The organism is Streptomyces sp. ATCC 21386, assembly GCF_018728545.1.
In the GTDB taxonomy this organism is placed as follows: Bacteria; Actinomycetota; Actinomycetes; order Streptomycetales; family Streptomycetaceae; genus Streptomyces.
In genome coordinates this window covers 7,856,166-7,882,810 of record NZ_JAAVVL010000001.1, presented here as the reverse complement: position 1 = coordinate 7,882,810, position 26,645 = coordinate 7,856,166, and the positions used below count along the sequence as shown (strand labels likewise).

The window sequence follows — 26,645 nt, the reverse complement described above, 5'->3', positions numbered from 1 at the left end:
ACGGGGCGGAGCCCCGGCCTTCCAGGGGCGCGGGGCTGTATCGACATGCGGCTCCGCCGCGCGGGCGCGAGAAGCCCCACGCACCCGCCCCCGCCGACGCACCGTGGGCGCGTGGGAGGCGGACCCGGTGGGCACCGCGCCCCCTACGACGTCTTGGCCGCGCAGTCCGCGCAGGTGCCGAAGATCTCCACCGTGTGGGCGACGTTCACGAAGCCGTGCTCGGCGGCGATCGCGTCGGCCCACTTCTCGACCGCGGGGCCCTCCACCTCCACGGCCGCGCCGCAGATCCGGCAGACCAGGTGGTGGTGGTGCTCGCCGGTCGAGCAGCGGCGGTACACGGACTCGCCGTCGGAGGTGCGCAGGACATCGACCTCGCCCGCGTCGGCGAGGGACTGCAACGTGCGGTACACGGTGGTGAGCCCGACCGAGTCGCCCTTGTGCTTGAGCATGTCGTGGAGTTCCTGCGCGCTGCGGAACTCGTCGACCTCGTCCAGTGCCGCGGCCACGGCCGCCCGCTGCCGGGTGGAACGACCTCGTACAGGTCCGGCGGTCGTCACCGTTGCCTCCTCACGTAGCGGTCTCGCGGGCCATTGTGCCAGCCCCCGCCGACCCCGTTCAGCCGCCGGTCATCCCGCGGACCCCTCGACGGAGCCGCGGGCGGCCGGAACCGTGTCCTTCGCCACAGCCGTCCCGGCGGCCTCCGGGGCCTCGGGGACCCCGCACTCCGCCGGGTCCCCGAGGGCTGTCTCCAAGGCCCGCGCGCGGCGCCTGGCCAGCGGGGTCGCCAGCGCGGTCAGCACCATGAACGCGGCGATGGCGAGCAGCACGATCGTCGCGCCGGGCGGCACGTCCTGGTAGTACGAGGTGATCGTGCCGCCGATCGTCACGGTCACCCCGAGGGCCACGGCGATCGCGAAGGTCGCCGCGAAACTGCGGGTGAGCTGCTGTGCGGCGGCGACGGGCACGACCATCAGCGCGGACACCAGCAGCAGTCCGACGACGCGCATGGCGACCGTCACGGTCACCGCTGCCGTGACCGCCGTCAGCAGGTTCAGCGCCCGCACCGGCAGGCCGGTGACGCGGGCGAACTCCTCGTCCTGGCTGACCGCGAACAGCTGCCGGCGCAGCGCCAGCGTCATCACGATCACGAACGCGGCGAGCACGCAGATCGCGGTGATGTCCTCCTGCGACACGGTCGACAGCGAGCCGAAGAGGAACGACATCAGATTGGCGTTGGTTCCGCCGGGCGCGAGGTTGATGAGCATCACACCGCCGGCCATGCCGCCGTAGAACAGCATCGCGAGCGCGATGTCGCCGCGCGTTTTGCCGTACCAGCGGATCAGCTCCATGAGCACCGCGCCCACCACGGACACCAGCGTCGCCATCCACACCGGTGACCAGGAGAGCATGAAGCCGAGGCCGACGCCGGTCATCGCGACATGGCCGATGCCGTCGCCCATGAGGGCCTGACGGCGCTGGACGAGGTAGATGCCGATCGCCGGCGCGGTGATGCCGACGAGGACGGCGGCGAGCAGGGCCCGCTGCATGAAGGCGTAGTCGAGGAATTCCATCGTGGGTGCCTTCTCAGCTCAGCAGACCCGTACGGACGGGCTCGGCGCCCGGTGCCGCGTGCGGGTGGACGTGGTCGTGGCCGGGCAGCGCGTGCTGGCCGACCGCCTTCGGGGGCGGGCCGTCGTGGGTGACACAGCCGTCGCGCAGGACGACCGCGCGGTCGATCAGCGGCTCCAGCGGGCCGAGTTCGTGCAGGACCAGCAGCACGGTCGTGCCCTGGGCGACCTGCTCGCGCAGGGTCGCGGCCAGCACCTCCTGGCTGGCCAGGTCGACGCCCGCCATCGGCTCGTCCATGATCAGCAGCTCGGGTTCGGAGGCGAGGGCACGGGCGATGAGGACGCGCTGGTGCTGGCCGCCGGAGAGGGCGTTCACCGAGTCCTTGGCGCGGTCCGCCATACCGACCATGTCCAGGGCGTGCCGGATCGCCTCGCGGTCGGCCTTGCGCAGGATGCCGAGGCGGGTGCGGGAGAGCCGGCCGGAGGCCACGACCTCGGTGACCGTCGCCGGGACACCGCCGGCGGCCGTGGTGCGCTGCGGCACGTACCCGACGCGACGCCAGTCGCGGAAGCGGCGCCGGGGGGTGCCGAACAGCTCGATCTCGCCGGCGGCGACCGGTACCTGCCCGATCACCGTGCGGACGGCGGTGGACTTGCCGGAGCCGTTGGCGCCGAGCAGCGCGACGACCTCACCGCGGCGCACAGTGAGGTCGATGCCGCGCAGGACGGTGCGCGAGCCCAGTTCGGCGCGGACGCCGCGCAACGCGATGACGGGCTCGGTCATGCCTGCTGCCTCCGGATGATCAACAAGGTCACTTGGCTCCCAGGGCCGTCTGGAGGGCCTTGAGGTTGGCTTCCTGGACCGCGAAGTAGTCCTTGCCGCGCGACTTCTCCGTGATGCCCTCGATCGGGTCGAGGACGTCGGTCTTCAGGTTCGCGTCGGCGGCGATGGTCTTCGCGGTCTTGTCGCTGACCAGTGTCTCGTAGAACACCGTGGTCACGCCGTCGGCCTTCGCCATCTTCTCAAGGTCCTTGACCCGGGCGGCACTCGGCTCGGACTCGGGGTCGAGACCGGTGATGGCCTCCTCGGTGAGGCCGTAGCGCTCGGCGAGGTAGCCGAAGGCGGCGTGGGTGGTGATGAAGACCTTGGTCCTCGTGTCCTTCAGTCCATTGACGAACTGGTCGTTCAGGGCGCCCAGCTTCTCGACCAGGGCCTCGGTGTTGGTCTTGTAGGTGTCCGCGTGGTCCGGGTCGGCCTTCTCGAAGGCGGCGCCGACCCCCTTGGCGACCTCGGCGTACTTCACGGGGTCGAGCCAGATGTGCGGGTCCTTGCCCTCCAGCTCCTCGTTCTCGTGCTCGTCGTGCTCGGCCGAGTGGCCGCCGACCTCGTTGCCGTGGTGCTCCAGGTCGGTCAGCGTGGCCGCGTCGATCTTCGTCTCGTGGCCGGACTGCGCGACCGCCTCGTCGACGGAGGGCTGCAGGCCCTTGAGGTAGAGCACGGCGTCCGACTCCTGGAGCGCGGCGGTCTGCTTGGCGCTGATCTCCAGGTCGTGCGGTTCCTGGCCGGGCTGGGTCAGACTGGTGACGTTCACGTGCTTCCCGCCGATCTGCTCGGCGAGGAAGGCCATCGGGTAGAACGACGCGACGACGTCGAACTTGTCGGTGTTGCCCGCGGCGGCGCTGTCGCCGCCGCATGCGGTGAGAGTGGTGAGGCCGAGAGCGGCGGCCGCGGTCGCCGCCGCGGGTATCAGAAGGCGTCGTCGTACTACGTTCATGACAGTCATTTTCATCTTGTCTGGAAACGATTGTCAACAAGCCTGGTGGTAAGCCCTTGGTAAGGCGTTTGTCCGGCATCGACCGTCTCCTTCTCCGAACCGATTTGATCCGAGGGCAGCCCCCGCCGGTAACCTGAAGCATTCGCTCTGAAGCGCGTCCGCTTCCTCCAGGAGCGCATCGCTTCGTCGCCCGTCGTCGTAATGAAGAGAGCACCGTGGCCGCCGACAAGATCGACACCATCGTCAGCCTGAGCAAGCGCCGTGGCTTCGTATTCCCGTGCAGCGAGATCTACGGCGGCCAGCGTGCCGCCTGGGACTACGGACCGCTGGGTGTCGAGCTCAAGGAGAACATCAAGCGCCAGTGGTGGCGCTACATGGTGACGTCGCGCGAGGACGTGGTCGGACTCGACTCGTCCGTCATCCTGGCCTCCGAGGTCTGGGTGGCCTCCGGCCACGTCGCCACCTTCTCCGACCCGCTCACCGAGTGCACCGCGTGCCACAAGCGGTACCGCGCGGACCACCTGGAAGAGGGGTACGAGGAGAAGAAGGGCTACGCCCCGGCGAACGGCCTGGCCGACATCAACTGCCCCAACTGCGGCAACAAGGGCCAGTTCACCGAGCCCAAGCAGTTCTCGGGTCTGCTCTCCACCCACCTCGGCCCCACCCAGGACACCGGCTCCATCGCCTACCTGCGTCCCGAGACCGCCCAGGGCATCTTCACCAACTTCGCCCAGGTGCAGACCACTTCGCGCCGCAAGCCCCCGTTCGGCATCGCCCAGATGGGCAAGTCCTTCCGCAACGAGATCACGCCCGGCAACTTCATCTTCCGCACCCGCGAGTTCGAGCAGATGGAGATGGAGTTCTTCGTCAAGCCGGGCGAGGACGAGAAGTGGCAGGAGTACTGGATGCAGGAGCGGTGGAACTGGTACACCGGCCTGGGTCTGCGTGAAGAGAACATGCGCTGGTACGAGCACCCGCAGGAGAAGCTCTCCCACTACTCCAAGCGCACCGCCGACATCGAGTACCGCTTCCAGTTCGGCGGCAGCGAGTGGGGCGAGCTGGAGGGCGTCGCCAACCGCACCGACTACGACCTCGGCGCGCACTCCAAGGCCTCCGGCCAGGACCTGTCATACTACGACCAGGAGGCGGGCGAGCGCTACACGCCGTACGTCATCGAGCCGGCGGCCGGTGTCGGCCGCACGATGCTGGCGTTCCTCCTCGACGCCTACACCGAGGACGAGGCGCCCAACGCCAAGGGCAAGCTGGAGAAGCGGACGGTGCTGCGCCTCGACCACCGGATCGCCCCGGTGAAGGTGGCGGTCCTCCCGCTGTCCCGCAACCCCGAGCTGTCCCCGAAGGCGAAGGGGCTCGCGTCGGCGCTGCGGCAGAACTGGAACATCGAGTTCGACGACGCGGGCGCGATCGGGCGGCGCTACCGCCGTCAGGACGAGATCGGTACCCCGTACTGCGTGACCGTCGACTTCGACACGCTCGAGGACAACGCGGTGACCGTGCGCGAGCGGGACTCGATGAAGCAGGAGCGGGTGTCTCTCGACCAGATCGAGGGGTACCTGGCGGCTCGGCTCGTGGGCGCGTGAGCGTCTGCCTGGCTTGAGTGATTGAGCGGCCGCGGCGTCGTTCGTGGCTGGTCGCGCAGTTCCCCGCGCCCCTTCAGGGCCTTCGGCCCCTCGGGGTGCGGGGAACTCGGCTTTCTACAGGTCCAGGTCGGCGAAGACGGCCGCGTGGTCGGAGGCCTGGTCGACCTTCGAGGTGACCGTCGCGAAGGACGGGAAGGTCTTCGGGGCCCATATGCCCCGGCGTTCCACGCCCACGTGCGTGACCCGGTCCCACAACTCCGGGCTGAACATGAGGTAGTCGAGCTTCTGCTCGTCACGCTTGCCGGTGCCGTGGGTGCCCGGGGGCTGGGTGCCGTAGCTCTCGTGGGTCATGGCCTCGCGCAGGCCCGCGTCGAGGAGGAGCTTGATGGGGGGACTCGCGAGGGAGTCGTTGAGGTCGCCGGCCACGACGACCCGTGAGGAGTGGGCGAGCGCTGCCTCGTAGATCTCCCTGACCCGGGTGGCCTGGGCCTTGCGGCGTGCGTCGTTCTCGGAGGCCCTGCCGAAACCCTTGCTCTTGAAGTGGTTGCCGAGGATCCACAGCGGTTCACCGGCGACCTCGACCTCGAACTCGGGGCAGTCCCGGCTGAACACGGGCCGGCCGTTCGCGCCGAGGTCGAAGATGTGCGACCGCACGGACGTGATCGGGAACCGGCTGAGTATGCCGACGTCGATGCCACGGCTGTCGTTGCCGTCGACGAGCAGGTTGAACGGATACGGCGTGCCTCCCACCGCGCCGCCCAGGACCTGGGTGTTGAAGCGGTCCAGTGTCAGCCGGTCCTCGACCTCGACGGTGAGCAGGATGTCCGCGTTCACCTCGGCTATCACCCGGGCGGTGTTCTCCACCGCCTCCCACCTGATGTCGTCCCGCCGCATCTCGGCCCAACCCGACCACTTGGGGCGCCCCTTGGCGACGATCTTGACGGCCGGGCTGCCCGACTGGGGGACAGTGAAGAGCTTGGCGCCACCGCGGGGCTGGTTGATGAAGAACGGCCGGTGGTCGCCCGCCTGTGAGTTGTGCGCGTCGTGCTTCACGATCAGTTCGGTGATCCGCTCCTTGTCCGAGTCCTGGTAGATCTCCTTGTCGAGGAGGCCGACCAGTTCGTTGAAGTCGTCCAGGATCTCCTTGCGCCGTTCGTCGTCGTCGAGGCCGAACACGGTCGGCCGGCGGAAGAGGTTCTCGGCGTTGAAGGTGGCGATACGGATCGTCATACGCCCTCCTTGAGGGTCGCGCGGCCGCTGAGGGGGCCGACGGCAGACACCTCGAATTCTCCGAGAGCGGATGAATGGTGTCCAACGGAGCGTCGGGGGAACATCCGAAGTTCCGGAAAAAATCTCCTACGACCCACCAATCCGGACCCGCCGTCGGTTCCGAAGGAGAGGGCACACGGCCCGCAGAGGGCGGGCCGCGCATCTTCACGGGGGCGTTCATGCGCAAGCAAGCGGTCATCGGCGTACTGACCATGGCGGTGGCGATCGGGACGGTCGGTGCCGTCGGCACCGGGGCCATGGGCGGGTCCGGGGCGTCGGACGGGCCGGCGGCGTCGACGGAGGTCGCGGCGAGCGGTTCCTCCGGGACCGGCACCGGGGCCGGTCTCGAGTCCAAGGGCGGTGTCCTCGGCGGCGGGGCGAAGGTGCCCGGCGGGCTGAAGGCCGTCGGTCTCACCGCCGACCAGCGGCTCCTCGTCTTCCGCGTCGACAAGCCCGCCGCCGCCGTGCAGCTCGGCAAGGTCCGCGGCCTCAAGGGGGATACCCGGCTCGTCGGCATCGACTACCGCGTCCAGAACGGCAAGTTGTACGGCGTCGGCGACAAGGGCGGTGTCTACACCCTGCGCGAGGTGGGCGCCAAGGCCACCAAGGTCTCCCAGCTCACCGTCGCCCTCCAGGGCTCGGCCTACGGCGTCGACTTCAACCCCGCCGCGAACCGCCTGAGGGTGATCAGCGACACCGGCCAGAACCTCCGCCACAACCTCGACGACCCCCAGGGCGCCCCGGCCGCCGGCACCACGGCCGTCGACGGCACCCTCGTCAACCCGCCGGTCCCGCCCGCCACGGCCGGTGTCACCGCGCGGGGGGTGACCGGGGCCGCGTACACGAACAACGACCTCGACGCCACCACCGCGACCACCCTCTTCGACCTGGACACCGCCCAGGACCAGGTCTCCGTCCAGTCCCCGGCCAACGCGGGCAACCTCGCCCCCACGGGCAAGCTCGGCGTCGATGCCCCGCTGAACGCCGGGTTCGACATCTACAGCTCGGCGGGAAGCGGGGTGAACGCCGGGTACGCGGTCACGGGGGCGCGGCTGTTCGCCGTCAACCTGCTGACGGGGAAGGCGAGTTCGGCCGGGGCCTTCCCGGAGGGCCGCCAGGTGGTGGACCTGGCGATACCGCTGCGGCAGGGCTGACGGGCGCCCGGCCGTGAGCGCCGGGCGACGAGTGGCCGACCCATGAGAGCCAGCGACTGACGCATGACAGCTGACAGATATTGAAATCTGTCAGCTGTCATGTCATCGTGGGTGCCATGACGACGACGATGCAGACCCGCACCCTCGGAACCACCGGCCCCCACGTCTCCGCCCTCGGCCTCGGCTGCATGGGCATGTCCGCGCTGTACGCGGGCGCCGACCGGGCCGAATCCCTCGCGACGATCCACGCGGCCCTCGAAGCCGGGGTCACCCTGCTGGACACCGGCGACTTCTACGGCATGGGCCACAACGAACTCCTGATCGGCGAAGCCCTGCGCACCGCGCCCGCGGCCCGCCGGGAGCAGGCCCTGACCAGCGTCAAGTTCGGCGCGCTGCGGGACGCGGACGGCGGCTGGTCCGGATACGACGGCCGCCCGGCGGCGGTGCGCAACTTCGCCGCCTACTCCCTCCAGCGCCTCGGCACCGACCACATCGACGTCTACCGGATCGCGCGGGTCGACCCCGACGTGCCGATCGAGGAGACGGTCGGCGCGATCGCGGAGCTGGTCGAGAAGGGGCACGTCCGCCACATCGGCCTGAGCGAGGTGGGCGCGGACACGATCCGCCGCGCGGCCGCCACGGCCCCGATCGCGGACCTCCAGATCGAGTACTCCCTCATCTCGCGCGGCATCGAGCGGGAGATCCTGCCGACCACACGCGAACTGGGCATCGCGGTCACGGCGTACGGCGTCCTGTCCCGTGGCCTGATCTCCGGCCACTTCACCCGCGAGCGCCGGCTGGAGCCGGGGGACTTCCGGGCCCTTTCGCCCCGCTTCCAGGGGGAGAACCTCCAGCACAACCTGGACCTGGTCGACGCCCTGCGAAAGGTCGCCGAGCAGAAGGGGGCGTCGGTGGCCCAGATCGCGATCGCCTGGGTGCTCTCGCGCGGGGAGGACATCGTCCCGCTCGTCGGGGCCCGCCGTCGGGACCGTCTCGCGGAGGCGCTGGGCGCGCTGGAGGTGACCCTGGACGCGGCCGACCTCGCCGCGATCGAGGGCGCCGTACCGGCCGACGCGGCGGCCGGCGACCGCTACCCCGCCGCCCAGATGGCACACCTCGACAGCGAGCACTGATCCCGCCGCCGGGTACGGTTCCCACCATGGCACCGACCTCCGAGATCCTGACCGCCGAGCGCATCCTCGAAGCGACCGAGGAGGTCCTGCGCCGCCACGGGCCCGCCAAGGCCACCGTGGTCGACGTGGCCCGCGCGCTCGGCGTCAGCCACGGCAGCGTCTACCGCCACTTCCGGACGAAGGCGCTGCTGCGAGAGGCGGTGACCAAGCGCTGGCTGGACCGTACAACGGCCACCCTGACCGCCCTCGCCGCCGAGGACCGCGACCCGGAGGCCCGGCTGCGCGCCTGGCTGGCCGCGCTCTTCGAGGCCAAGCGCCGCAAGGCGGGCGACGACCCGGAGCTGTTCGCCACGTACCAGGTCCTGACCGAGGAGAACGGCGAGGCGGTGGGCGCCCACATCGCCGAGCTGACGGGCCAGTTGGCGCACATCGTCCGCGCCGGTGTGGACGCCTCGACGTTCGCGCCCACCGACCCGGCCCGTACCGCGCGGGCCGTCTTCCACGCCACCGCCCGCTTCCACGACCCGTCGTACGCCCCCACCTGGCTCCAGCCGGACATCGAGGCCCAGTTCGAGGCGGTCGTGGACCTCGTGACGCGGGGGCTGCGCGCCCGCTGACGCCGCTGTCCTGCCCGGGGCGCCGTGCCGGCGCGGCCTACGCCACGCAGAACTCGTTGCCCTCCGGGTCGCGCATGACCCACCAGTGACCCGCCGGGCCCCGGTCGAACTCCTCGACGCGGGTGGCGCCCAGGGTCTCCAGACGGGTGGCCAGGGCCTCCAGGCCGTCGGGGCCCGCGTGCACGTCGATGTGGAGGCGGTTCTTGACCGTCTTGGGCTCGGGGACGTCCTGGAAGAGGAGACGGCGGCCCTTGCCGATGCCGGTGAAGGGGTCGTACGGGTCGTCGGGGTGACGCACGGCGGCGTAGCCGCGGAAGACGCGGTGGCCGTGGTGCTCGGCCACCGCCGCCTCGGGGAGGTCGCCCGTGGAGAGGAGATGGGTGATCAGGGTGCTCGGGTCCTCCACCTCGTAGCCGAGCGCCGCGGCCCAGAAGTCGGCCAGGGGCTGGGCGTCCCGGGTGTCGATGACCAGTTTCCAGTTCAGTGCGGTGGTCGAAGCCATGTAACCGGTTATATTGGTTACATGGGTACGACGTCCAGGGCATCGGCCGCGCAGGGGGTGTCGGGAGTGTCGGGAGATTCGGCAGCGCGTGGCATCCGCCTCCGCTCCTACTCCGGGAACGTCTACCGGTTCGATCCGGGCGCCCTGTGCCTGGAACTGCTCGTCACCGGCGGCCCCGGCGCCCTGACCCGCCACGAGGTGCTGCACACCCCCGGTGACCTGCTCACATGGGTCGAGCAGTCCCGGCTCACCCCCACGCCCCCCACCCTCCACGTCACGGCGGACGACGTGGCGTACGCCCGCCGGCTGCGCGACGCGCTGACCCGAACGGTCGTCTCCCACGTCGTCGGCGGCGCCGGACTCCCGGAGCTGGGCATCGCCCCGGCGGACACCACCGACCTGGACCTCGTCAACGAGGCCGCGGCCCGCCCCCCGCTGGCCCCGGCGATCCGTGCCGACGGCACCCGGGGCTGGGCCACCGGCCCGGCGACCGGCGCGCAGCTCCTGTCCACCGTCGCCCGCGACGCCGTCGACCTCCTCACCGGTCCGTACGCGGAACGCGTCCGGATGTGCGCCGGCGACCGCTGCTATCTCCTCTACGTCGACACCTCACGCCCCGGCCGCCGCCGCTGGTGCTCGATGGAGCACTGCGGCAACCGCCACAAGGTCCGCGCCCACCGCGTACGGCAGAAGTCCTAGAGAAACGGCAAACGGCAGAAGTCCCAGAGAGGGTGATCCCCATGTCCGCTCGATCCACCGGACTCACCAAGGACGCCGGATGGCAGGTCGGTGTCTCCCGCACCCTGCCCCAATCGCCCGCCACCGTATGGGAGTTCATCAGCGGGCCGCGCGGGCTGGAGCTGTGGCTCGGGGCCGGGGCGCGGCTCACTCCCGAGCGCGGCGCCGGGTACGAGACCGACGCGGGCGCCACGGGCGAGGTGCGCGGCTACCGCCCCGGCGACCGTATCCGCGTCACCTACGGCGACACGACCGTCCAGGTCGCCGTCTCGGCGGCCGGTGGCGGCAGATCGGTGCTCGTCTTCCACCAGGAGCACATGGCGGGCCCGGAGGAACGGGAACGCCAACGGGCCCACTGGCAGCATGTGATGGACCGGGTCGCGGAGGCACTCGACCAACTGGCTTGACGGGCAGGGGCCTCAGGAACCGCGGTCGCCCGTGGGACCTTCGGCGGTCACGAGTCCGTCGGGTCCACCGTCGCCTGGTGGGCCTCGGCGAGGTGTTCCTCGGCCTTCAGCCACGGCAGGAACTGCGCGCCCCGCCGCCAGCCGCACGTGTCGCATCTGATCGTGCGCTGCACTCCCGAGCGCTGGACCCGCACGGTGTGTTCCCGGCCGTGCTGGTCCCAGCGGGTCACCTTGCTCGTGTTGATCTGCTGCATGACGTCTCCAGCCGTACGGTCCGCGAGGTTCGTGAGGCCCGTGAGGAGTGTGCTGCAAGACCAACATCAACAGGGGGGATCGACCGCGGAGTTGTCCCAGGCGTTACCTCAGCCACTCGGCGACGACTCCCCGTTGCCCGGGGTCACCCCACCGCACGCGGCAACCGCAGACTCAGGCCCACTGTCAGGGCCACTCCGGCCAGTTGGACCAGCAGGGTCGTCACCAGTGCGTCCCGCATCCCCATCCCCGGCACCAGCCCGAGGAACAGCGAGCCGAGCGTCGCCACGCCCAGCGCCAGCGCCGACTGCTGGGTGGTGATCATCACGCCGCTGCCGACACCGGCCCGCGTCGGCGGGACCTCGGAGAGGATGATCCGGAAGACGATGGGGAGTTGGAGCGCCTGACCGCCGCCCGCGACCGCCACGCCACTGAGCAGCAGCGGCCAGTCCGGCTCGGGCCAGGCCCGCCCCACGGCGAGGGCGACCAGGGCGAGACCCACGCCCTGGACCAGACCGCCCGCCGTCACCACGCGGGTGCCGTACCGCGTCACCAGTCGCGGCCCGGCCAGCGAGAGAACGAAGAACACCACCGCCATGGGGGAGAGCGCCAGCCCTGCCGCCGTCGGCCCGAGCCGGGCACCCTCCTGCAGTGCCACCGCGATCACGAACATGAACCCGCTGAACCCGATCGAGAACGGCAGGATCATCACCAGCCCCCGCCGCAGCGAGAGCAGCCGGAACAGGCTCGGCGGGACCAGCGGCGTACGGCCGAGACGGTCGGCGCGCCGCTCGACGAGGTAGAAGGCGGTCGCGGCGAACGGGAACGCGGCCAGCCCCAGCCAGGTCCACAGGGGCCAGCCGGCCGCCCGGCCCTCGGTCAGCGGGACCAGCAGTGTCAGGAGGGAGACCGCCAGCAGGACCGTGCCGGGGCCGTCCACCGGCTCGGGGCGGGCCGAGCGGGTCTCGGGCACCGCGCGGGCGGTCAGGAGCAGACCGAGGACGACCACCGGCACGTTCACCAGGAAGACGGACCGCCAGCCGGTGCCGGCGAGGTCGGCCGAGACCAGCACCCCGCCCAGGATCTGCCCGGCCACCATGGAGAGCCCCGCCGTGGCGCCGTACAGGCTCATCGCACGGGCCCGGCGGGCGCCGGCCGTCGCCGACTGGATGGTGGCGAGCACCTGCGGGAGCATCGCGGCGGACGCGGCGCCCTGCGCGACCCGCGCGGCGACCAGCGTCCAGGCGTCCGGCGCGAGCCCGCACGCCAGCGAGGTCACCCCGAAGGCGGCCATGCCCCACAGGAACAGCCGCCGCCGACCGAACAGATCGCCCAGTCGGCCTCCGAGCACCAGCAGCACGGCGTACGAGACGCCGTACCCGGCGACGACGAGCTCCAGCACGGCCTCGCTCGCGGCGAGGTCCCGGCCGATCGTCGGCAGGGCGACGTTGACGATGAAGAAGTCGATGAGGGGCAGCGCCGCGCCGAGCAGGACGGTGAAGAGCCCGAGGTCGCTCAGGGCGACGGGGGAGCCGGGGGAAGGGGTGCCGGACTGGGTCGAGGTCGAGGTCGGTGTCGGTGTCGGTGTCGGTGTCGGTGTCGGTGTCGCAAGGCTCTCGGTCACATGGGCAAGGTTCGCGCGCCGCTCAGACTGGTACCAGAGTCTCTTCATCCTGGTACTGGCGCTACCTGGCAACAGGATCCGCGCGGCGGCACCCTGGAGGCATGACGACCACGTCCGCACCGGAGACGACGGCGCACCCCCGGACCGGGACGCCCGAACGTCCGCCCGCCGCACCCGAGTCGGTGATCCGGCGGCACGAACTCGCCGCCTTCCTGCGCCACCGGCGCGAGCACATCGCCCCCGAGCAGGTCGGCCTGCCCCGGGGGCGCCGCAGGCGTACACCGGGGCTGCGCCGCGAGGAGGTCGCCCAGCTCTCCGCGGTGGGTGTCACCTGGTACACCTGGCTGGAGCAGGCCCGCGACATCCATGTCTCCGGCCAGGTCCTCGACGCCCTGGCCCGCGCCCTGCTCCTGGACCCCGGCGAGCGCGCCCACCTCTTCAACCTGGCCGGGGCCGCCGACCCGGCGCCGGGGACGCGGTGCCACACGATCACCGACGCCCAGTACGCCCTGCTGGAACAACTGGAACCGATCCCGGCGTCCATCCAGAACAGCCGCTACGACCTCCTGGCCCACAACCGCACCTTCGGACTGCTCTTCTGCGACCTGTCCGAGGTGCCGCCCGAGGACATGAACTTCATGATCCTCGCCTACACCAATCCACAATGGCGCGCCTCCATGGTGCAGTTGGAGGAGACCACCCGCTTCCTCGCGGGCAAGCTGCGCGCCGCGATGGCCGACCATCTCACCGACCCGGCCTGGAAGACCCTGCTCAAGCGGCTGCGTGCCGAGTCCGCGGAGTTCCGCGCGGCGTGGGAGCGGCACGAGGTGGTCGAGACCTTCAACAAGCGCAAGCAGTACCGCAACGCCCACGTCGGCCTCCTCGACGTGGACCACACCGACCTCTGGCTCGGCCCCCGCCCCGGCCCGCGCATGGTGACGTACGTACCGGTCGACGACGAGACCCGCGACCGCATGGAGAAACTGCACGCGATGGCCCTGGAGAGGGAGAAGGAGAGGGAGAGGGAGAGGAACAAGGAGAAGGAGTGGGGGAGGACCGGGGACTGCTAGAGAACAAGGTGCGGCCCGGTGGGGCTTCTCGCGCAGTTCCCCGCGCCCCTACGACCCCACTCCCGCCGCATCCCTCACCTCGGGGGACTCCAGCCGCTTCGCCGTCCGCGCCGCGGTCTCCCGTGCCCACGCGCCCGTGGTGAGCGCGCCCAGGACGAGGACGGCGAAGCCGCACACCGCGACGATCCACCAGGCGGGGCGGGCCGCCGCGACGAAGGAGGCGGTGTACGAGGAGGAGCCGATGCCCGCCGCCAGCACCGCGCCTATCACCGCGACGCCCAGCGTCTGGCCGATCTGGCGGCTGGTGGAGGCGACCGCGGCGGCGACCCCGGCCTGGGCGCGCGGCATGCCGGAGACGGCCGTGTTGGTGATGGGCGCGTTGACGAAGCCGAAGCCGAGGCCGAACAGGACGTAGCCGATGACGAGGGTGACGTCGCCGGTCTCGGCCTCGAACGCGGCGAAGAGCACCCCGCTCGCGGTCATCGCGACCCCGGCGATCAGGAGCGGCAGACGCGGGCCCCGGCTGCCGACCAGCCGCCCGGAGATCGGCGCGCAGACGAAGCACAGCAGCGCCATGGGAAGCATCCACAGGCCGGCGTGCAGGGCGTCGAGGCCCCGGACGTTCTGCAGGTACAGCGTCGACAGGAACAGGAAGCCGCCGAGCGCGGCGAACGCGCTGATCGCGGTCACCGTCGCCCCGCTGAACGGTGCCGAACGGAAGAAGCGCAGGTCGATGAGGGGTTCCGTGCGGCGGGGCTCGTAGCGGAGGAGGCCGAGGAACGCGGCGAGCGCGACACCGCCGAGGGCGAGGGTCTCGGCGACCGGCGCGGTCGGTGCCTCGATGATCGCGTAGGTGAGGGAGCCGAGCAGCGCGATGACGAGCAGCTGGCCGACGGGGTCGGGGCGGCGCGCCTTGGGGGCGCGGGACTCGGGGACGTATCGCCAGGTCAGCAGCAGTGCGGCCAGACCGACCGGCAGGTTGATCCAGAAGATCGAGCGCCACCCGACCGACTCTACGAGCAGTCCGCCGACGATGGGCCCGGCGGCCATCGAGATGCCCACCACCGCACCCCAGATACCGATCGCCCGGGCCCGCTCGCGCGGGTCCGTGAACGTGTTGGTGATGATCGACATCGCGACCGGGTTGAGCATGGAGCCGCCGACCGCCTGCACCATCCGGAAGGCGACCAGCGATTCGAGGTTCGGGGCGAGCGAGCACAGCAGGGAGCCGACGGCGAAGACGACCAGCCCGGCCATGAAGACCCGTTTGCGGCCGATCCGGTCCGCGGTGGAGCCGGCCAGCATCAGCAGCGCGGCCAGTACCAGGGTGTAGGCGTCGATGGTCCACTGGAGCCCCGCGAGGCTCGCGTTCAGGTCGCGCTGCATGGAGGGCAGGGCGACGTTCAGGACGGTGTTGTCCAGGCTCACGATCAGGAGGCTGGTGCAGCAGATCGCGAGCACCAGCAGACGGTGACGGCGACTGAGCTCGGGCATGCGCCCCATCGTACGCCCGATTCAATAGTGCGCCTAACTAATGAATGGCGAGGCGCGGCGGCGCGCGGCGAGCATGCGTCCGGGTGCGTGACAATGGGGGAATGTCCACGCCCGTGTCCCTCGCCCCGGCCCCCCTGCGGATCGGCCCGCACACCGTCACCCCGCCCGTAGTCCTGGCCCCGATGGCCGGGATCACCAACGCGCCCTTCCGCACCCTGTGCAGGGAGTTCAGCGGCGGCAAGGGGCTGTTCGTCAGCGAGATGATCACCACGCGGGCCTTGGTCGAGCGCAACGAGAAGACCATGCAGCTGATCCACTTCGACGCGACGGAGAAGCCGCGCTCGATCCAGCTGTACGGCGTGGATCCGGTGACCGTCGGCAAGGCCGTCCGCATGATCGCGGAGGAGGGCCTCGCCGACCACATCGACCTCAACTTCGGCTGCCCGGTCCCCAAGGTGACCCGCAAGGGCGGCGGCTCGGCCCTCCCGTACAAGCGGAACCTGCTGCGCGCCATCCTCCGCGAGGCCGTGAGCGGCGCAGGCGACCTCCCGGTCACCATGAAGATGCGCAAGGGCATCGACGACGACCACATCACTTACCTCGACGCCGGCCGGATCGCCGTCGAGGAGGGCGTCACCGCGATCGCCCTGCACGGTCGCACCGCCTCCCAGCACTACGGCGGCACCGCCGACTGGGACGCCATCGCCCGCCTCAAGGAGCACGTCCCCGAGATCCCCGTCCTCGGCAACGGCGACATCTGGTCCGCCCAGGACGCGCTGCGCATGGTCCGCGAGACCGGCTGCGACGGAGTGGTCGTGGGGCGCGGCTGCCTGGGCCGGCCGTGGCTGTTCGCCGACCTGGTCGCGGCCTTCGAGGGGCGTACCGAGGACATCGCGCGTCCGTCGCTGCGCGAGGTGGCCGACGTCATGGTCCGGCACGCCACCCTGCTCGGCGAGTGGATCGGGGACGAGTCCAAGGGAGTCGTCGACTTCCGCAAGCATGTCGCCTGGTACCTGAAGGGCTTCGCCGTCGGCTCCGAGATGCGGGGGCGGCTCGCCATCACCTCCTCCCTCGCCGAACTCCGCTCGGGACTCGACGAGTTGGACCTCGACCAGCCCTGGCCCGTCGGTGCCGACGGGCCGCGCGGCCGCACCTCCGGCAACAACCGCGTCGTCCTGCCCGACGGCTGGCTCAAGGACCCCTACGACTGTGCGGGTGTGGGCGAGGACGCCGAACTGGACACGTCCGGGGGGTAGTTGCCCGCTTCTGTCGGCGTTCCGGTCGTTGTGCGGCCGGTTTCCGTCATCTCGGAATGAGTGTGGAAATGTCCGGGTAGCGCCTTTTGGTGTGCGGAGCCGATGAGACCCCGAAGAAGCCGACGAAGACGCCCTCGAAGCGGCCGACGCGGAAACCCCCGGCGCCCCCGTCCTACGTCCCGCACTGCGCCCACTACGTCTCGTACGTCCTGACCGTCCTGGACCGGCTGGTCCCGGCCGGCACCAGGTGCGCGCTCATCGGCGCCCCGCTCAACTCCAACGTCGGCGACAGCGCGATCTGGCTCGGCCAGCGCGCCCTGCTGGCCGCGCTCGGCGCCGACGTGCGCTACGCCTGCGACCTGATGTCGTACGACGCCGGGCAGTTGGCGGCCTGCCTCCCGGACGGCCCGATCATGCTGACGGGCGGCGGCACCCTCGGTGACCTGTGGGAGGACAGCCAGCTCCTGCGCGAACAGGTCCTGCGTGACTTCCCGGACCGCCGGATCGTCCAACTGCCCCAGTCCGTGCACTTCACGGACCACGCCAACCTCACCCGCGCCCGCCGTGTCTTCGACGCACACCCCGACCTGACCCTGCTGCTGCGCGACCGGCACAGCCTGCACCGCTGCCGTGCCGTCTTCGAGGCCCCCTCGCTGCTCGCCCCCGACCTGGCCTTCGCCGTGCCGCCGGACGCGCTCACCGGCGGCGCGGTCGCCCATGACGTCGTCTGGCTGGCCAGGGAGGACAAGGAGTCGGCGAAGGGCCCACCCGCCGGGCGCGGCACGGCACGCAAGGAGCGCGGCGGCCCGTACGTCTTCGACTGGACCCGGGAAGGCGAGGACACCGACTGGCGAAGGGCCAAGGAGGCGCTGTGGCGGAGCAGAGCCCGCGCCCTGTGCCGCGCCGCCTCGGGCGACCCGCCCGGTGCCGTCCCCGCTCTCCTCGCTGCCTACGACGGCCTCGCCCGCCTCCAACTCACGCGCGGCTGCCGCCTGTTGACCGCCGGCCGGATCACGGTCACCGACCGCCTCCACGGCCACGTCCTGGCCCTCCTCCTGGGCCTCCCCCACGTCCTGCTCGCCGACCGCTACGGCAAGGCCCGCAGCTACTGGGACACCTGGACGACCCACCGCCCCCCGACCACGGAGTGGGCGTGGACGGAGGCGGAGGCGAGGCAGAGGGCGGGACGACTGCTGGCGGGCCTCAGCGACTCGTGAGGGGCGGGGGGAACGGCGCGAGAAGCCCCACGCACCCGCACCCGCCGACGCACCCGAAGTCCCGAACCAGTGGGCGCCCCTGAGCCACCAGGCGCCCCCGAGGTACTAGGCACCCCCCACCGCGGTCAGCAGTGCCAGTGGCGCCGCCGCGGACCGCGCCTCCCGCACGCACGCGTGCGGGTACGGCACCGGCACCGGATGCGTCTCCCTCCCGTACCCGGCCAGCACCTCCGGCAGCCGGTGCCCGGCGGTCGACGCCGCGTCCACCATGCCGGCGGCCACCGCCCGCGCCTCGTCGTGCAGCCCGTACCGCGCCAGACCCAAGGTGATCAGCGCGTTGTCGTGCGGCCAGACCGACCCCCGGTGGTACGACAACGGGTGGTACGCCGGCTGCCCGGCGGCCAGCGTCCGCACGCCCCACCCGGAGAAGAAGTCCGGCTCCAGCAACCGCCGCCCGACCAGCTTCCCGTACTCCTTGTCCAGCAGCCCCGACCACAGCAGGTGCCCCGCGTCCGAGGCGAGGGCGTCCACCTGCGCTCCCTCGCCGTCCAGCGCCAGCGCGGGGAACTCGTGCCCGGGCATCCAGAAGTCCCGCTGGAACCGGTCGCGCAGGTCACCCGCGGCCTGTTCCAGGAGCGCCGCGTACACCTCGTCCTCCCAGACCGTGCGGGCCAGCACGGCGGTGCGGCGCAGCGCGTCGTACGCGTAGCCCTGCGCGCCCGCCGCCATCACCGGCCCGCCGGCGGGCCGGCCGCCGTCGGCGGAGCAGATCGCGCCGGGGGAGTCCTTCCAGTTCTGGTTGGCGAGGCCGCCCTGGTCGGCGCGGTAGACGAGGTAGCCGCGCGAGGTGAGGCCGCCGTGGTCGAGCATCCAGCCGATCGCGGCCCGCGCGTGGCGTTCGAGGCGGCGGGCCAGGGTGACGTCCCCGGTCTGCTCGACGTAGGTGCCGAGCAGCACGAGGAAGAGTGGGGTCGCGTCCACCGAGCCGTAGTAGCGGCCGTACGGGACCTGCCCGAAGTGCGCCAGCTCGCCGTGCCGCACCTCGTGCACGATCTTGCCGGGCTGGGCCACCGAGTCGACGCCGACCTCGGTCGCCTGGGCGGCGGCGAGCGCGAGCAGGGTGGCGGCCGCCGGCTCCGGCCGGTAGGGGAGCGTGAAGAGAGAGGTGAGCAGGGCGTCCCGGCCGAGGAGGGTGAGGAACCAGGGCGCCCCGGCGGCGGGCACCCGCAGGGTCTCCCCGTCCGGGCCGATCGCCGGGACCTGGAGCGCGGCGAGATCGGCGAGACCGCGCTCGCACGCGGCCGCCAGCTCCGGCCAACCCGTGGGGAAGGCCACGCCCTCCACGAACTCGTCCTCCAGGCGACGGAGTTGTTCGTGCACGGCGGCAGGGGAGCTCGGCACCCGCAGGGCCCGGCGGTCACCGTGCGTCCGCGCCATCACCCGGCAGGTCAGCTCCGCCGAGCCGTGCGGCGCGACATCGAGCGCCCAGACGAGGCGCCGCGCCCCCGTCCCGGTCTCCTCCACACCGTCCGGGGCGGGCTCGGTCGTCACCGTCGTGCAGGACCGCCACTCGCCGCGCCGGTAGCTGAACTCCACCCCGTCGTCCAGGACTTCGCGCCTGCGGACGACACCGATCTTGGCGTACGTACGGAAGTCGGAGCGCAGCTCGAACTGGTCGGTGAAGTCGGCGTCGACGGTGATCGCGATCCGGACCGTCGTGGCCACCGGCCGGTTGCTGGTGACGCGCAGCGTCTCCACGAACGCGCTGTCGGAGACGGCCTGTTCACGGAAGAGCGTGTACGCGGGTGGCTCCCGGCGTCCGCCCCGGGGCACGAGCACGCAGCGGGCGACGTCACCGTCCGCGACGGGTGTGAGCGTCTCGGGAACCGCGCCGTCGACGGTCAGCTGCCACCTGCTGAGATGCCGGGCGTCCCGGACGAACAGCCCGTCCGGTGAACTGCCGCCCCGCACCCCGCTGATGTCGCCGCCGTCGCCCACGGCGGCGAACGTCCCGCCGCGCACGAGCAGGTGATGCCGGTCCGTCATCCCCGTTCCCCTCCCTGGTCACTCAAACCGAACTTGGCCTCGCCCGTGCCGAACACGGTCCCGCCCGTGCCGGACCTGTCCCCACTCGTGCCGAACCCGGCCGCCTCCCTGCCGATCCCGAGTTCGCCGGTGGCGTGGTGCCGCGCGTGGTGCCGTTCCCGGGCGGGCCGCTCGCGGGCGGGCGGGTGGCCGTGGTCGTCCCGGTGCAGCAGGTCGAGGGCGAGCGCGGCCGTCCAGCCGAAGCCGGCCGCTCCGCACGCCTCGCCGGTGTACGGATCGACGTACTCGGCGAACCCGGACGCCACCGCCGTCTCCAGCAGCGCCGTACGCAGCGCGTCGGCCCGCCCTCCCTCGCCGTGCAGCCTGAGTCCCCGCTCCAGCATCCAGTTGGTGTTGAACCAGGCGGGCCCGCGCCAGTAGCGGTGCGGATCGAAGGCCTCGCCGGTCAGGTCGTACGACGGCACCAGCAGGGTGGTGTCGCCGAGCCCGAAGTGCGGGCCGTGCATCGTGCGGACGAGGGCGGCGGCGATGTCCCGGGGCAGACCCGGGAGCAGCAGCGGGACGAGGCCGGAGACGCCGCGCTCGGGGATGAGGGCGCCGGTGGTGACGTCGCGGCAGAGGAACATGCCCTCCGCCGGGTCCCACAGCCGCTCCACCAGGGCCGCCGTCAGCCGTTCGGCGCGCGTGTGCCGGGCCGTCCCCGATGCGCCCAACTCCTTCGCGATCCGGGCGAGGGCGTGCTCGGAGGCGATGAGCAGCGCGTTGAACGCCGGGTCCTCGACGGCGAACTCCGCCTCTCCGGCCCCGCTCCTCCCCCCGAGCCGCTCGCCCGCACGCTCACCCACCCGGTCCCGGTAGCCGGCGTCGCGGTAGTCCACCGCCAGTCGCACGTACCGCCCGTAGTCCAGATCCGTCGGCCGGTCCTCGGCCGCGCCGTGGTCGAGGTCGGCGCGGCGGAAGGAGCGCGCGGGGGCCGGGGTGATCCGGGCGAGGGGCGCGTCCCAGGCGGGGCTGTTGTCCATGCCCTGCTCCCAGGGGTGGACGACCGAGGCGAGCCCGCCACCACCGAGGTCACGGCGGTCCAGCAGATAGCGGTGCCAGGCAGCGAGCCCCGGATAGACCCGGGCCAGGAAGCCGCGCGCCCTGGAGAGCTCCGGGTCGGCCCGGTGCACCAGCCACGCCGCCAGCGCGTGCACCGGCGGCTGCACGATGCCCGAGGTCTCGGTGGCGCGTGGGGCGCCGGCGGCGCGTCCCGCGGTCGAGGAGCGCCAGAAGTCGGGGCTCGGGAAGTAGGCGTCCAGCGGCACCGAGGGGTTGAAGACGATGTGCGGGATCCGCCCGTCCCCCCACTGCGCGGCGAGCAGCGTCTCCAGCTCGGTCTGCGCCCGCAGCGGCGAGACGTGCCGCAGGCCGATCGCGATGAACGCCGAGTCCCAGGACCACTGGTGCGGATACAGCGTCCGCGACGGCACGGTGGACCGCCCGGTCCAGTTGGCCGCCAGCACCTCGGCCGCCGCGCGGTGCGGTGAACCCGGCGGATCGTATACGTGATCCCAGGCACGGGCTGTCATGCCTGGTCGACGGGCGGTGAGCTGGGTAGTGCGGTCCACGCAGGGCTCCCTGAGGACAAGGTGCCGACCGGTTCGGCAGTAGCTACCGTAGGGTTACGTCTACTTAACACGCAAAACTCAATATGTAATGCAGAGTTGGTGAGCGCAAGAGGGTGCGGGGGAAGTAATTCCGACAGGGCCGACGACAATGGCGGCATCGAGGACGACATGAGCGAAGGGCCGTGAAGGTGGGCAGTCACGCGGGGGCAGGAGATCTGCTGGAGCTGGTCCGCAGCGGCCGGGCCACCACCCGGGGCGCGCTCCAGCAGGCCACGGGCCTCTCCCGGGCGACCGTCGGCCAGCGCCTGGACCGGCTCTTCCGCGCGGGCTGGCTGCGCGAGGGCGCCGGCGGCCCGGTCGGCTCGCCGCTCGGCGGCCGCCCCTCCATCACCCTGGAGTTCGACGACGAGCACGCGGTCGTCCTCGCCGCCGACCTCGACACCCGCCATGCCCGCGCCGCCGTGCTCTCCCTGACCGGCGAGATCCAGGCCGAGCACGCCGGTGTCCTGCTCGTCGAGGAGGGCCCCGACGCCGTCCTGGACGAACTCGGGCGCTGGTTCGCCGAGTTGCTGGAGAAGGCGGGCCGCCCTGCCGACGCCGTCTGCGGGATCGGCCTCGCGGTCCCCGGCCCGGTCGACATCGACACAGGCCGCGTGGTGCAGCCGCCGATCATGCCCGGCTGGGACGGCTACGACATACGAGGCCGCCTGGCCCGCGCCTTCGCCGACCACGCGAACGGCCCCGCCGGGACACCGGTCCTCGTCGACAACGACGCCAACCTCATGGCGTACGGGGAACAGCGCGCGGGATACGCCGACTGCGCGGCGTTCGCGCTGGTCAAGGTCTCCACGGGTATCGGCGCCGGCGTCGTGGTCGGCGGCTCGATATTCCGGGGCGTGGACGGCGGTGCCGGGGACATCGGCCACATCCGGGTCCCGCAGGGCGCGGAGGCGCTGTGCAAGTGCGGCTCGTACGGGTGTCTGGCGGCGATCGCGAGCGGCGGAGCCGTGGCCCGACGGCTGGCGGAAACGGGGGTTCCGGCGGCCTCCGGCTCGGATGTGCGGGATCTGCTGGTCGCCGGCCACCCGGGGGCGACGGCCCTCGCGCGGGAGGCCGGCCGGGCCGTCGGGGACGTCCTGGCGACGGTCGTGACCCTGCTGAACCCCGGTGTCCTGATGATCGCCGGCGATTTGGCCGGAACCCCCTTCCTCACGGGCGTCCGCGAGCTGCTCTACCAGCGCGCGCTGCCCCGCTCCACGGCCCATCTGGACGTGGTCACCTCGAAGCTGGGGGAGCGGGCGGGGCTGGTGGGGGCGGGTGCGCTGGTCGTCGAGCACCTCTACGCGCCGGAGCGGGCCGAGCAGCGGCTGGTGGCGCTCGGGGTGTGACGGAGGCGTTTCCGTCCCGTGGAGCGGTCCGCATGGTGAAATCGGGCCCCCTCGAACTGCGTGATTCTCGCCACCCCTGATAGGTGTTCCGCTCAGATGAGCGAATCGCGGGCGGTTCTGCGACTTCAAGGGGTGGCACTGGGTGCCACCCTTTGATCGTTCATCGAGCGAACTCAGGCGTGTCGATAGCCGCTCATGTGAGCGAAATGAGGGGCAGGTGGGACTTGCCCCCTTCAAGAGGTGAACACATTCCGGCCGTCTTCCTTGCCAAGCTTTGACTTTCGATCTCTTGGCGGACGGGTGGTTACAGGCGCATGACGCGCAAGTGGACGTACCCAGGTGCCTTCGATCTGGGTATGTTCCTGGCCGTCAGGGCAGCCACCGCGTCCTCAAGGAGTTGGGACCTGTGTCGGAAAACAAAGATCCCCACGTAGGCCACGTAGCTCAGAGCGTTGAGGGCGTGAAGTTTGTTTATGACTTCACCGAAGGCAACAAGGACCTCAAGGACCTCCTCGGCGGCAAGGGCGCGAACCTCGCCGAGATGACCAACCTCGGGCTCCCCGTGCCTCCCGGCTTCACCATCACCACCGAGGCCTGCAAGGTCTACCTCGACAGCGGCGACGAGCCCGCGGCACTCCGTGACGAGGTCACCGCCCATCTCGTCGCCCTCGAAGAGAAGGTGGGCAAGAAGCTCGGCCAGGCCGACGACCCGCTCCTCGTCTCGGTCCGCTCCGGTGCGAAGTTCTCGATGCCCGGAATGATGGACACGGTCCTCAACATCGGCCTCTCCGACAAGTCGGTCCAGGGCCTGGCCAAGCAGGCCGGCGACGACCGCTTCGCCTGGGACTCCTACCGCCGCCTCATCCAGATGTTCGGCAAGACGGTGCTCGGCGTCGACGGCGACCTCTTCGAGGAGGCGCTGGAGGCGGCGAAGGCGGCCAAGAAGGTCACGGTCGACACCGAGCTGGAGGCGGCCGACCTCAAGAAGCTCGTCACCAAGTTCAAGAAGATCGTCAAGACCGAGGCCGGCCGGGACTTCCCCCAGGACCCGCGCGAGCAGATGGACCTCGCCATCAAGGCCGTCTTCGACTCCTGGAACGGCGACCGCGCCAAGCTCTACCGCCGCCAGGAGCGCATCCCCGGCGACCTCGGCACGGCGGTCAACGTCTGTTCCATGGTCTTCGGCAACCTGGGCCCCGACTCCGGCACCGGTGTCGCCTTCACCCGTGACCCCGCCTCCGGCCACCAGGGCGTGTACGGCGACTACCTGCAGAACGCCCAGGGCGAGGACGTCGTCGCGGGCATCCGCAACACCGTCCCCCTGGCCGAGCTGGAGTCGATCGACAAGAAGTCGTACGACCAGCTGATGCAGATCATGGAGACCCTGGAGAACCACTACAAGGATCTCTGCGACATCGAGTTCACCATCGAGCGCGGCCAGCTGTGGATGCTGCAGACCCGCGTCGGCAAGCGCACCGCGGGTGCGGCCTTCCGCATCGCGACGCAGCTGGTGGACCAGGGCCTGATCGACGAGGCGGAGGCCCTCCAGCGGGTCACCGGCGCCCAGCTCGCCCAGCTGATGTTCCCCCGCTTCGACGAGGACGCGAAGGTCGCCCAGGTCGGCCGCGGCATCGCCGCCTCCCCGGGCGCGGCGGTCGGCAAGGCGGTCTTCGACTCGTACACGGCCGTGAAGTGGTCGCGCTCGGGCGAGAAGGTCATCCTGGTCCGCCGTGAGACCAACCCCGACGACCTCGACGGCATGATCGCGGCCGAGGGCATCCTGACCTCGCGCGGCGGCAAGACCTCCCACGCGGCCGTCGTCGCGCGCGGCATGGGCAAGACGTGCGTGTGCGGCGCGGAGGAACTGGAGGTCGACACCAAGCGTCGCCGGATGACGGTGCCGGGCGGGCACGTGGTGGAGGAGGGCGATCTCATCTCCATCGACGGTTCGAGCGGCAAGGTGTACCTGGGCGAGGTGCCCGTGGTCCCCTCCCCGGTCGTGGAGTACTTCGAGGGCCGGATGCACGCCGGCGCCAACGACGCCGACGAACTGGTCGAGGCCGTCCACCGGATCATGGCCTTCGCCGACCGCAAGCGCCGACTCCGCGTGCGCGCCAACGCCGACAACGCCGAGGACGCGCTGCGCGCCCGCCGCTTCGGCGCCCAGGGCATCGGCCTGTGCCGTACGGAGCACATGTTCCTCGGCGACCGCCGAGAGCTGGTCGAGCGCCTGATCCTGGCCGACACGGAGGCGGAGCGCGAGGAGTCCCTGAGGGCCCTGCTCCCGCTGCAGAAGCAGGACTTCGTCGAACTCTTCTCCGCGATGGACGGCCTCCCGGTCACGATCCGTCTCCTGGACCCGCCGCTGCACGAGTTCCTCCCCGACATCACGGAGCTGTCGGTCCGCGTGGCCCTCGCGGAGTCCCGCCAGGAGCCGCACGAGAACGAACTGCGTCTCCTCCAGGCCGTCCACCGCCTGCACGAGCAGAACCCGATGCTGGGTCTGCGCGGCGTACGCCTGGGCCTGGTGATCCCGGGTCTGTTCACGATGCAGGTCCGCGCCATCGCGGAGGCGGCCGCCGAGCGCAAGAACGCGAAGGGCGACCCGCGCGCCGAGATCATGATCCCGCTCGTGGGCACGGTCCAGGAGCTGGAGATCGTCCGCGAGGAGGCGGACGCGGTGATCGCGGAGGTCGAGGCGGCGACGGGCGTGACGCTGAAGCTGTCGATCGGCACGATGATCGAACTGCCGCGGGCCGCGCTGACCGCCGGTCAGATCGCGGAGGCGGCGGAGTTCTTCTCCTTCGGCACGAACGACCTGACCCAGACGGTGTGGGGCTTCAGCCGCGACGACGTGGAGGCGTCCTTCTTCACGGCGTACCTGGAGAAGGGCATCTTCGGGGTGTCGCCGTTCGAGACGATCGACAAGGACGGCGTGGGCTCCCTGGTGAAGCTGGCGGCGGAGGCGGGCCGGGCGACCCGCCCCGACCTCAAGCTCGGCGTCTGCGGTGAGCACGGCGGTGACCCGGAGTCCGTCCACTTCTTCCACGAGGTCGGACTCGACTACGTCTCCTGCTCCCCGTTCCGTATTCCGGTCGCCCGCCTGGAGGCGGGCCGCGCGGCCTCGCAGTCGACGGGGAGTGACCACCGGTAGCCTCCGGCGGCCACGCCGCGTCCAGACCCCGGAACCGCCGCTCGTCCCCGACCGACCCTCACCGATGGGCGGCGGTTCCGGCCCACGAAACAGAAGGCGGCACCCCGTGCGGGGGGTGCCGCCTTCTGGGTTTGGTTTTGGGTGGGTTGTGCATCCTTCGGAGCCTCTTGCGCTTCAAGATCACCTGATTCGGTGGTGGTGGGGTTGATCGATCGTTTCTTTGTGTGCTCGCACCATTACAGTCCGTGATTCACGGTGGTTGTTGGGGCTGCCGATGACACGGAGGTTCACATGAAGAGGGCGATGGCCGGGGTTGTGGCTGCGGGGCTGCTTCTCACGGGGGCGGGGGTGGCGCTTGCGGCGCAGAAGGGATCCATTCCGCATCTCGATACACGAGGCGTCGAATTCCTGCAGGGCCACTACAAGTTCAACCCGCCTGGGACCAATCACGGGTCTTTCGAGTGGTCCGGGCTGCTGAAGGACGACGACGCCGATGACGGCCACAACGTATATGTGCAGGTCAGGGTCGAGGGGCATGGCTGGGCCCGGTACTACGGGAAGCAGCGGCGCACGGTGCGCGTGCACCACTCCGACTGGAGCGGCGCGCAGCAGTACACGGACAACGCGGAACTCCGTGTATGTCGAGACCGGGGCTCCTTGAGGCCGGACAACTGTTCGCCCACCGAGAGCTTCTCGTACGTACTCGACTGAGCCCACCCGGCATCCACAGCCCAGGCGTCTTCGCCTGGGCTCGTGCTCTTCTGAGGGATTGA

At 71.1% G+C, this 26,645-nt stretch carries 23 protein-coding genes; 12 read left to right on the top strand and 11 right to left on the bottom strand.

Annotated features, from left to right (window positions below):
• Positions 1-143: 143 nt before the first annotated feature.
• The 4 genes from GWK25_RS33800 to GWK25_RS33785 form a co-directional block, all read right to left on the bottom strand.
• On the bottom strand, positions 144-557 hold the full coding sequence (locus GWK25_RS33800; protein WP_184894274.1) for a Fur family transcriptional regulator: 414 nt from the start codon (positions 555-557) through the stop codon (positions 144-146).
• Between the two features lie 69 nt (positions 558-626).
• Positions 627-1,571, bottom strand: coding sequence for a metal ABC transporter permease (locus GWK25_RS33795; RefSeq protein WP_215455348.1), 945 nt, complete (start codon positions 1,569-1,571; stop codon positions 627-629).
• A 13-nt stretch (positions 1,572-1,584) separates the two neighbouring features.
• A complete protein-coding gene (locus GWK25_RS33790; protein WP_215455347.1) occupies positions 1,585-2,352 on the bottom strand; it encodes a metal ABC transporter ATP-binding protein in 768 nt (255 codons plus the stop codon).
• Between the two features lie 28 nt (positions 2,353-2,380).
• Positions 2,381-3,343: a metal ABC transporter substrate-binding protein gene (locus tag GWK25_RS33785; protein WP_215455346.1), complete on the bottom strand. Its 963-nt coding sequence runs from the start codon at positions 3,341-3,343 to the stop codon at positions 2,381-2,383.
• Between the two features lie 215 nt (positions 3,344-3,558).
• Between GWK25_RS33785 and GWK25_RS33780 the strand changes: the two genes are divergently transcribed.
• Complete coding sequence (locus GWK25_RS33780) at positions 3,559-4,941, top strand: glycine--tRNA ligase (RefSeq protein ID WP_215455345.1); 1,383 nt, start codon at positions 3,559-3,561, stop codon at positions 4,939-4,941.
• A gap of 114 nt (positions 4,942-5,055) precedes the next feature.
• Here the strand turns inward: GWK25_RS33780 and GWK25_RS33775 are convergent, their stop codons facing one another.
• Positions 5,056-6,171: an endonuclease/exonuclease/phosphatase family protein gene (locus GWK25_RS33775; protein WP_215455344.1), complete on the bottom strand. Its 1,116-nt coding sequence runs from the start codon at positions 6,169-6,171 to the stop codon at positions 5,056-5,058.
• 218 nt (positions 6,172-6,389) lie between these two features.
• Between GWK25_RS33775 and GWK25_RS33770 the strand changes: the two genes are divergently transcribed.
• The 3 genes from GWK25_RS33770 to GWK25_RS33760 all read left to right on the top strand — a co-directional run bounded on the left by GWK25_RS33770 (position 6,390) and on the right by GWK25_RS33760 (position 9,114).
• Positions 6,390-7,364 carry a DUF4394 domain-containing protein gene (locus GWK25_RS33770; RefSeq protein WP_215455343.1) on the top strand — a complete coding sequence of 325 codons (975 nt, stop codon included), beginning with the start codon at positions 6,390-6,392 and terminating at the stop codon, positions 7,362-7,364.
• Between the two features lie 128 nt (positions 7,365-7,492).
• Positions 7,493-8,497 carry an aldo/keto reductase gene (locus GWK25_RS33765; protein WP_215457792.1) on the top strand — a complete coding sequence of 335 codons (1,005 nt, stop codon included), beginning with the start codon at positions 7,493-7,495 and terminating at the stop codon, positions 8,495-8,497.
• A 26-nt stretch (positions 8,498-8,523) separates the two neighbouring features.
• Positions 8,524-9,114, top strand: coding sequence for a TetR family transcriptional regulator (locus tag GWK25_RS33760; protein ID WP_215455342.1), 591 nt, complete (start codon positions 8,524-8,526; stop codon positions 9,112-9,114).
• A gap of 37 nt (positions 9,115-9,151) precedes the next feature.
• Here GWK25_RS33760 and GWK25_RS33755 read toward each other — a convergent pair whose 3' ends face one another.
• Positions 9,152-9,616: a VOC family protein gene (locus tag GWK25_RS33755; RefSeq protein WP_215455341.1), complete on the bottom strand. Its 465-nt coding sequence runs from the start codon at positions 9,614-9,616 to the stop codon at positions 9,152-9,154.
• A 21-nt stretch (positions 9,617-9,637) separates the two neighbouring features.
• Here GWK25_RS33755 and GWK25_RS33750 point away from each other — a divergent pair, with 21 nt between their 5' ends.
• On the top strand, positions 9,638-10,315 hold the full coding sequence (locus GWK25_RS33750) for an ABATE domain-containing protein (protein ID WP_251829154.1): 678 nt from the start codon (positions 9,638-9,640) through the stop codon (positions 10,313-10,315).
• Between the two features lie 41 nt (positions 10,316-10,356).
• On the top strand, positions 10,357-10,761 hold the full coding sequence (locus GWK25_RS33745; protein ID WP_215455340.1) for an SRPBCC domain-containing protein: 405 nt from the start codon (positions 10,357-10,359) through the stop codon (positions 10,759-10,761).
• Positions 10,762-10,808: 47 nt separating this feature from the next.
• Here GWK25_RS33745 and GWK25_RS33740 read toward each other — a convergent pair whose 3' ends face one another.
• Together GWK25_RS33740 and GWK25_RS33735 are read right to left on the bottom strand one after the other, a co-directional pair.
• Positions 10,809-11,015 (bottom strand): hypothetical protein, encoded by a 207-nt coding sequence (locus GWK25_RS33740; RefSeq protein WP_215455339.1) that lies wholly within the window; start codon positions 11,013-11,015, stop codon positions 10,809-10,811.
• 143 nt (positions 11,016-11,158) lie between these two features.
• Positions 11,159-12,637 (bottom strand): MFS transporter, encoded by a 1,479-nt coding sequence (locus GWK25_RS33735; protein WP_374200657.1) that lies wholly within the window; start codon positions 12,635-12,637, stop codon positions 11,159-11,161.
• Positions 12,638-12,738: 101 nt separating this feature from the next.
• On the opposite strand from GWK25_RS33735, the gene GWK25_RS33730 reads away from it, so the two are divergent.
• Positions 12,739-13,707, top strand: coding sequence for a helix-turn-helix domain-containing protein (locus GWK25_RS33730; RefSeq protein WP_251829153.1), 969 nt, complete (start codon positions 12,739-12,741; stop codon positions 13,705-13,707).
• Between the two features lie 48 nt (positions 13,708-13,755).
• On the opposite strand, the gene GWK25_RS33725 is transcribed toward GWK25_RS33730, so the two are convergent.
• A complete protein-coding gene (locus GWK25_RS33725; RefSeq protein ID WP_215455337.1) occupies positions 13,756-15,201 on the bottom strand; it encodes an MFS transporter in 1,446 nt (481 codons plus the stop codon).
• A gap of 101 nt (positions 15,202-15,302) precedes the next feature.
• On the opposite strand from GWK25_RS33725, the gene dusB reads away from it, so the two are divergent.
• Together dusB and GWK25_RS33715 are read left to right on the top strand one after the other, a co-directional pair.
• On the top strand, positions 15,303-16,457 hold the full coding sequence (gene dusB / locus GWK25_RS33720) for a tRNA dihydrouridine synthase DusB (RefSeq protein ID WP_215455336.1): 1,155 nt from the start codon (positions 15,303-15,305) through the stop codon (positions 16,455-16,457).
• 89 nt (positions 16,458-16,546) lie between these two features.
• Positions 16,547-17,674, top strand: coding sequence for a polysaccharide pyruvyl transferase family protein (locus GWK25_RS33715; protein WP_215455335.1), 1,128 nt, complete (start codon positions 16,547-16,549; stop codon positions 17,672-17,674).
• Between the two features lie 105 nt (positions 17,675-17,779).
• Here GWK25_RS33715 and GWK25_RS33710 read toward each other — a convergent pair whose 3' ends face one another.
• Together GWK25_RS33710 and GWK25_RS33705 are read right to left on the bottom strand one after the other, a co-directional pair.
• On the bottom strand, positions 17,780-19,720 hold the full coding sequence (locus GWK25_RS33710; protein ID WP_215455334.1) for a glycogen debranching N-terminal domain-containing protein: 1,941 nt from the start codon (positions 19,718-19,720) through the stop codon (positions 17,780-17,782).
• Complete coding sequence (locus GWK25_RS33705) at positions 19,717-21,330, bottom strand: trehalase family glycosidase (RefSeq protein ID WP_374200656.1); 1,614 nt, start codon at positions 21,328-21,330, stop codon at positions 19,717-19,719. The genes GWK25_RS33710 and GWK25_RS33705 overlap by 4 nt, the downstream gene beginning before the upstream one ends.
• A gap of 188 nt (positions 21,331-21,518) precedes the next feature.
• Here GWK25_RS33705 and GWK25_RS33700 point away from each other — a divergent pair, with 188 nt between their 5' ends.
• The 3 genes from GWK25_RS33700 (at position 21,519) to GWK25_RS33690 (ending at position 26,583) form a co-directional block, all read left to right on the top strand.
• Positions 21,519-22,718: an ROK family protein gene (locus tag GWK25_RS33700; RefSeq protein WP_215457789.1), complete on the top strand. Its 1,200-nt coding sequence runs from the start codon at positions 21,519-21,521 to the stop codon at positions 22,716-22,718.
• 406 nt (positions 22,719-23,124) lie between these two features.
• Positions 23,125-25,872: a pyruvate, phosphate dikinase gene (gene ppdK, locus GWK25_RS33695; protein ID WP_374200655.1), complete on the top strand. Its 2,748-nt coding sequence runs from the start codon at positions 23,125-23,127 to the stop codon at positions 25,870-25,872.
• A 291-nt stretch (positions 25,873-26,163) separates the two neighbouring features.
• Entirely contained in the window at positions 26,164-26,583 is a 420-nt protein-coding gene (locus GWK25_RS33690; protein ID WP_215455332.1) for a hypothetical protein, read from the top strand.
• Positions 26,584-26,645: the final 62 nt, after the last annotated feature.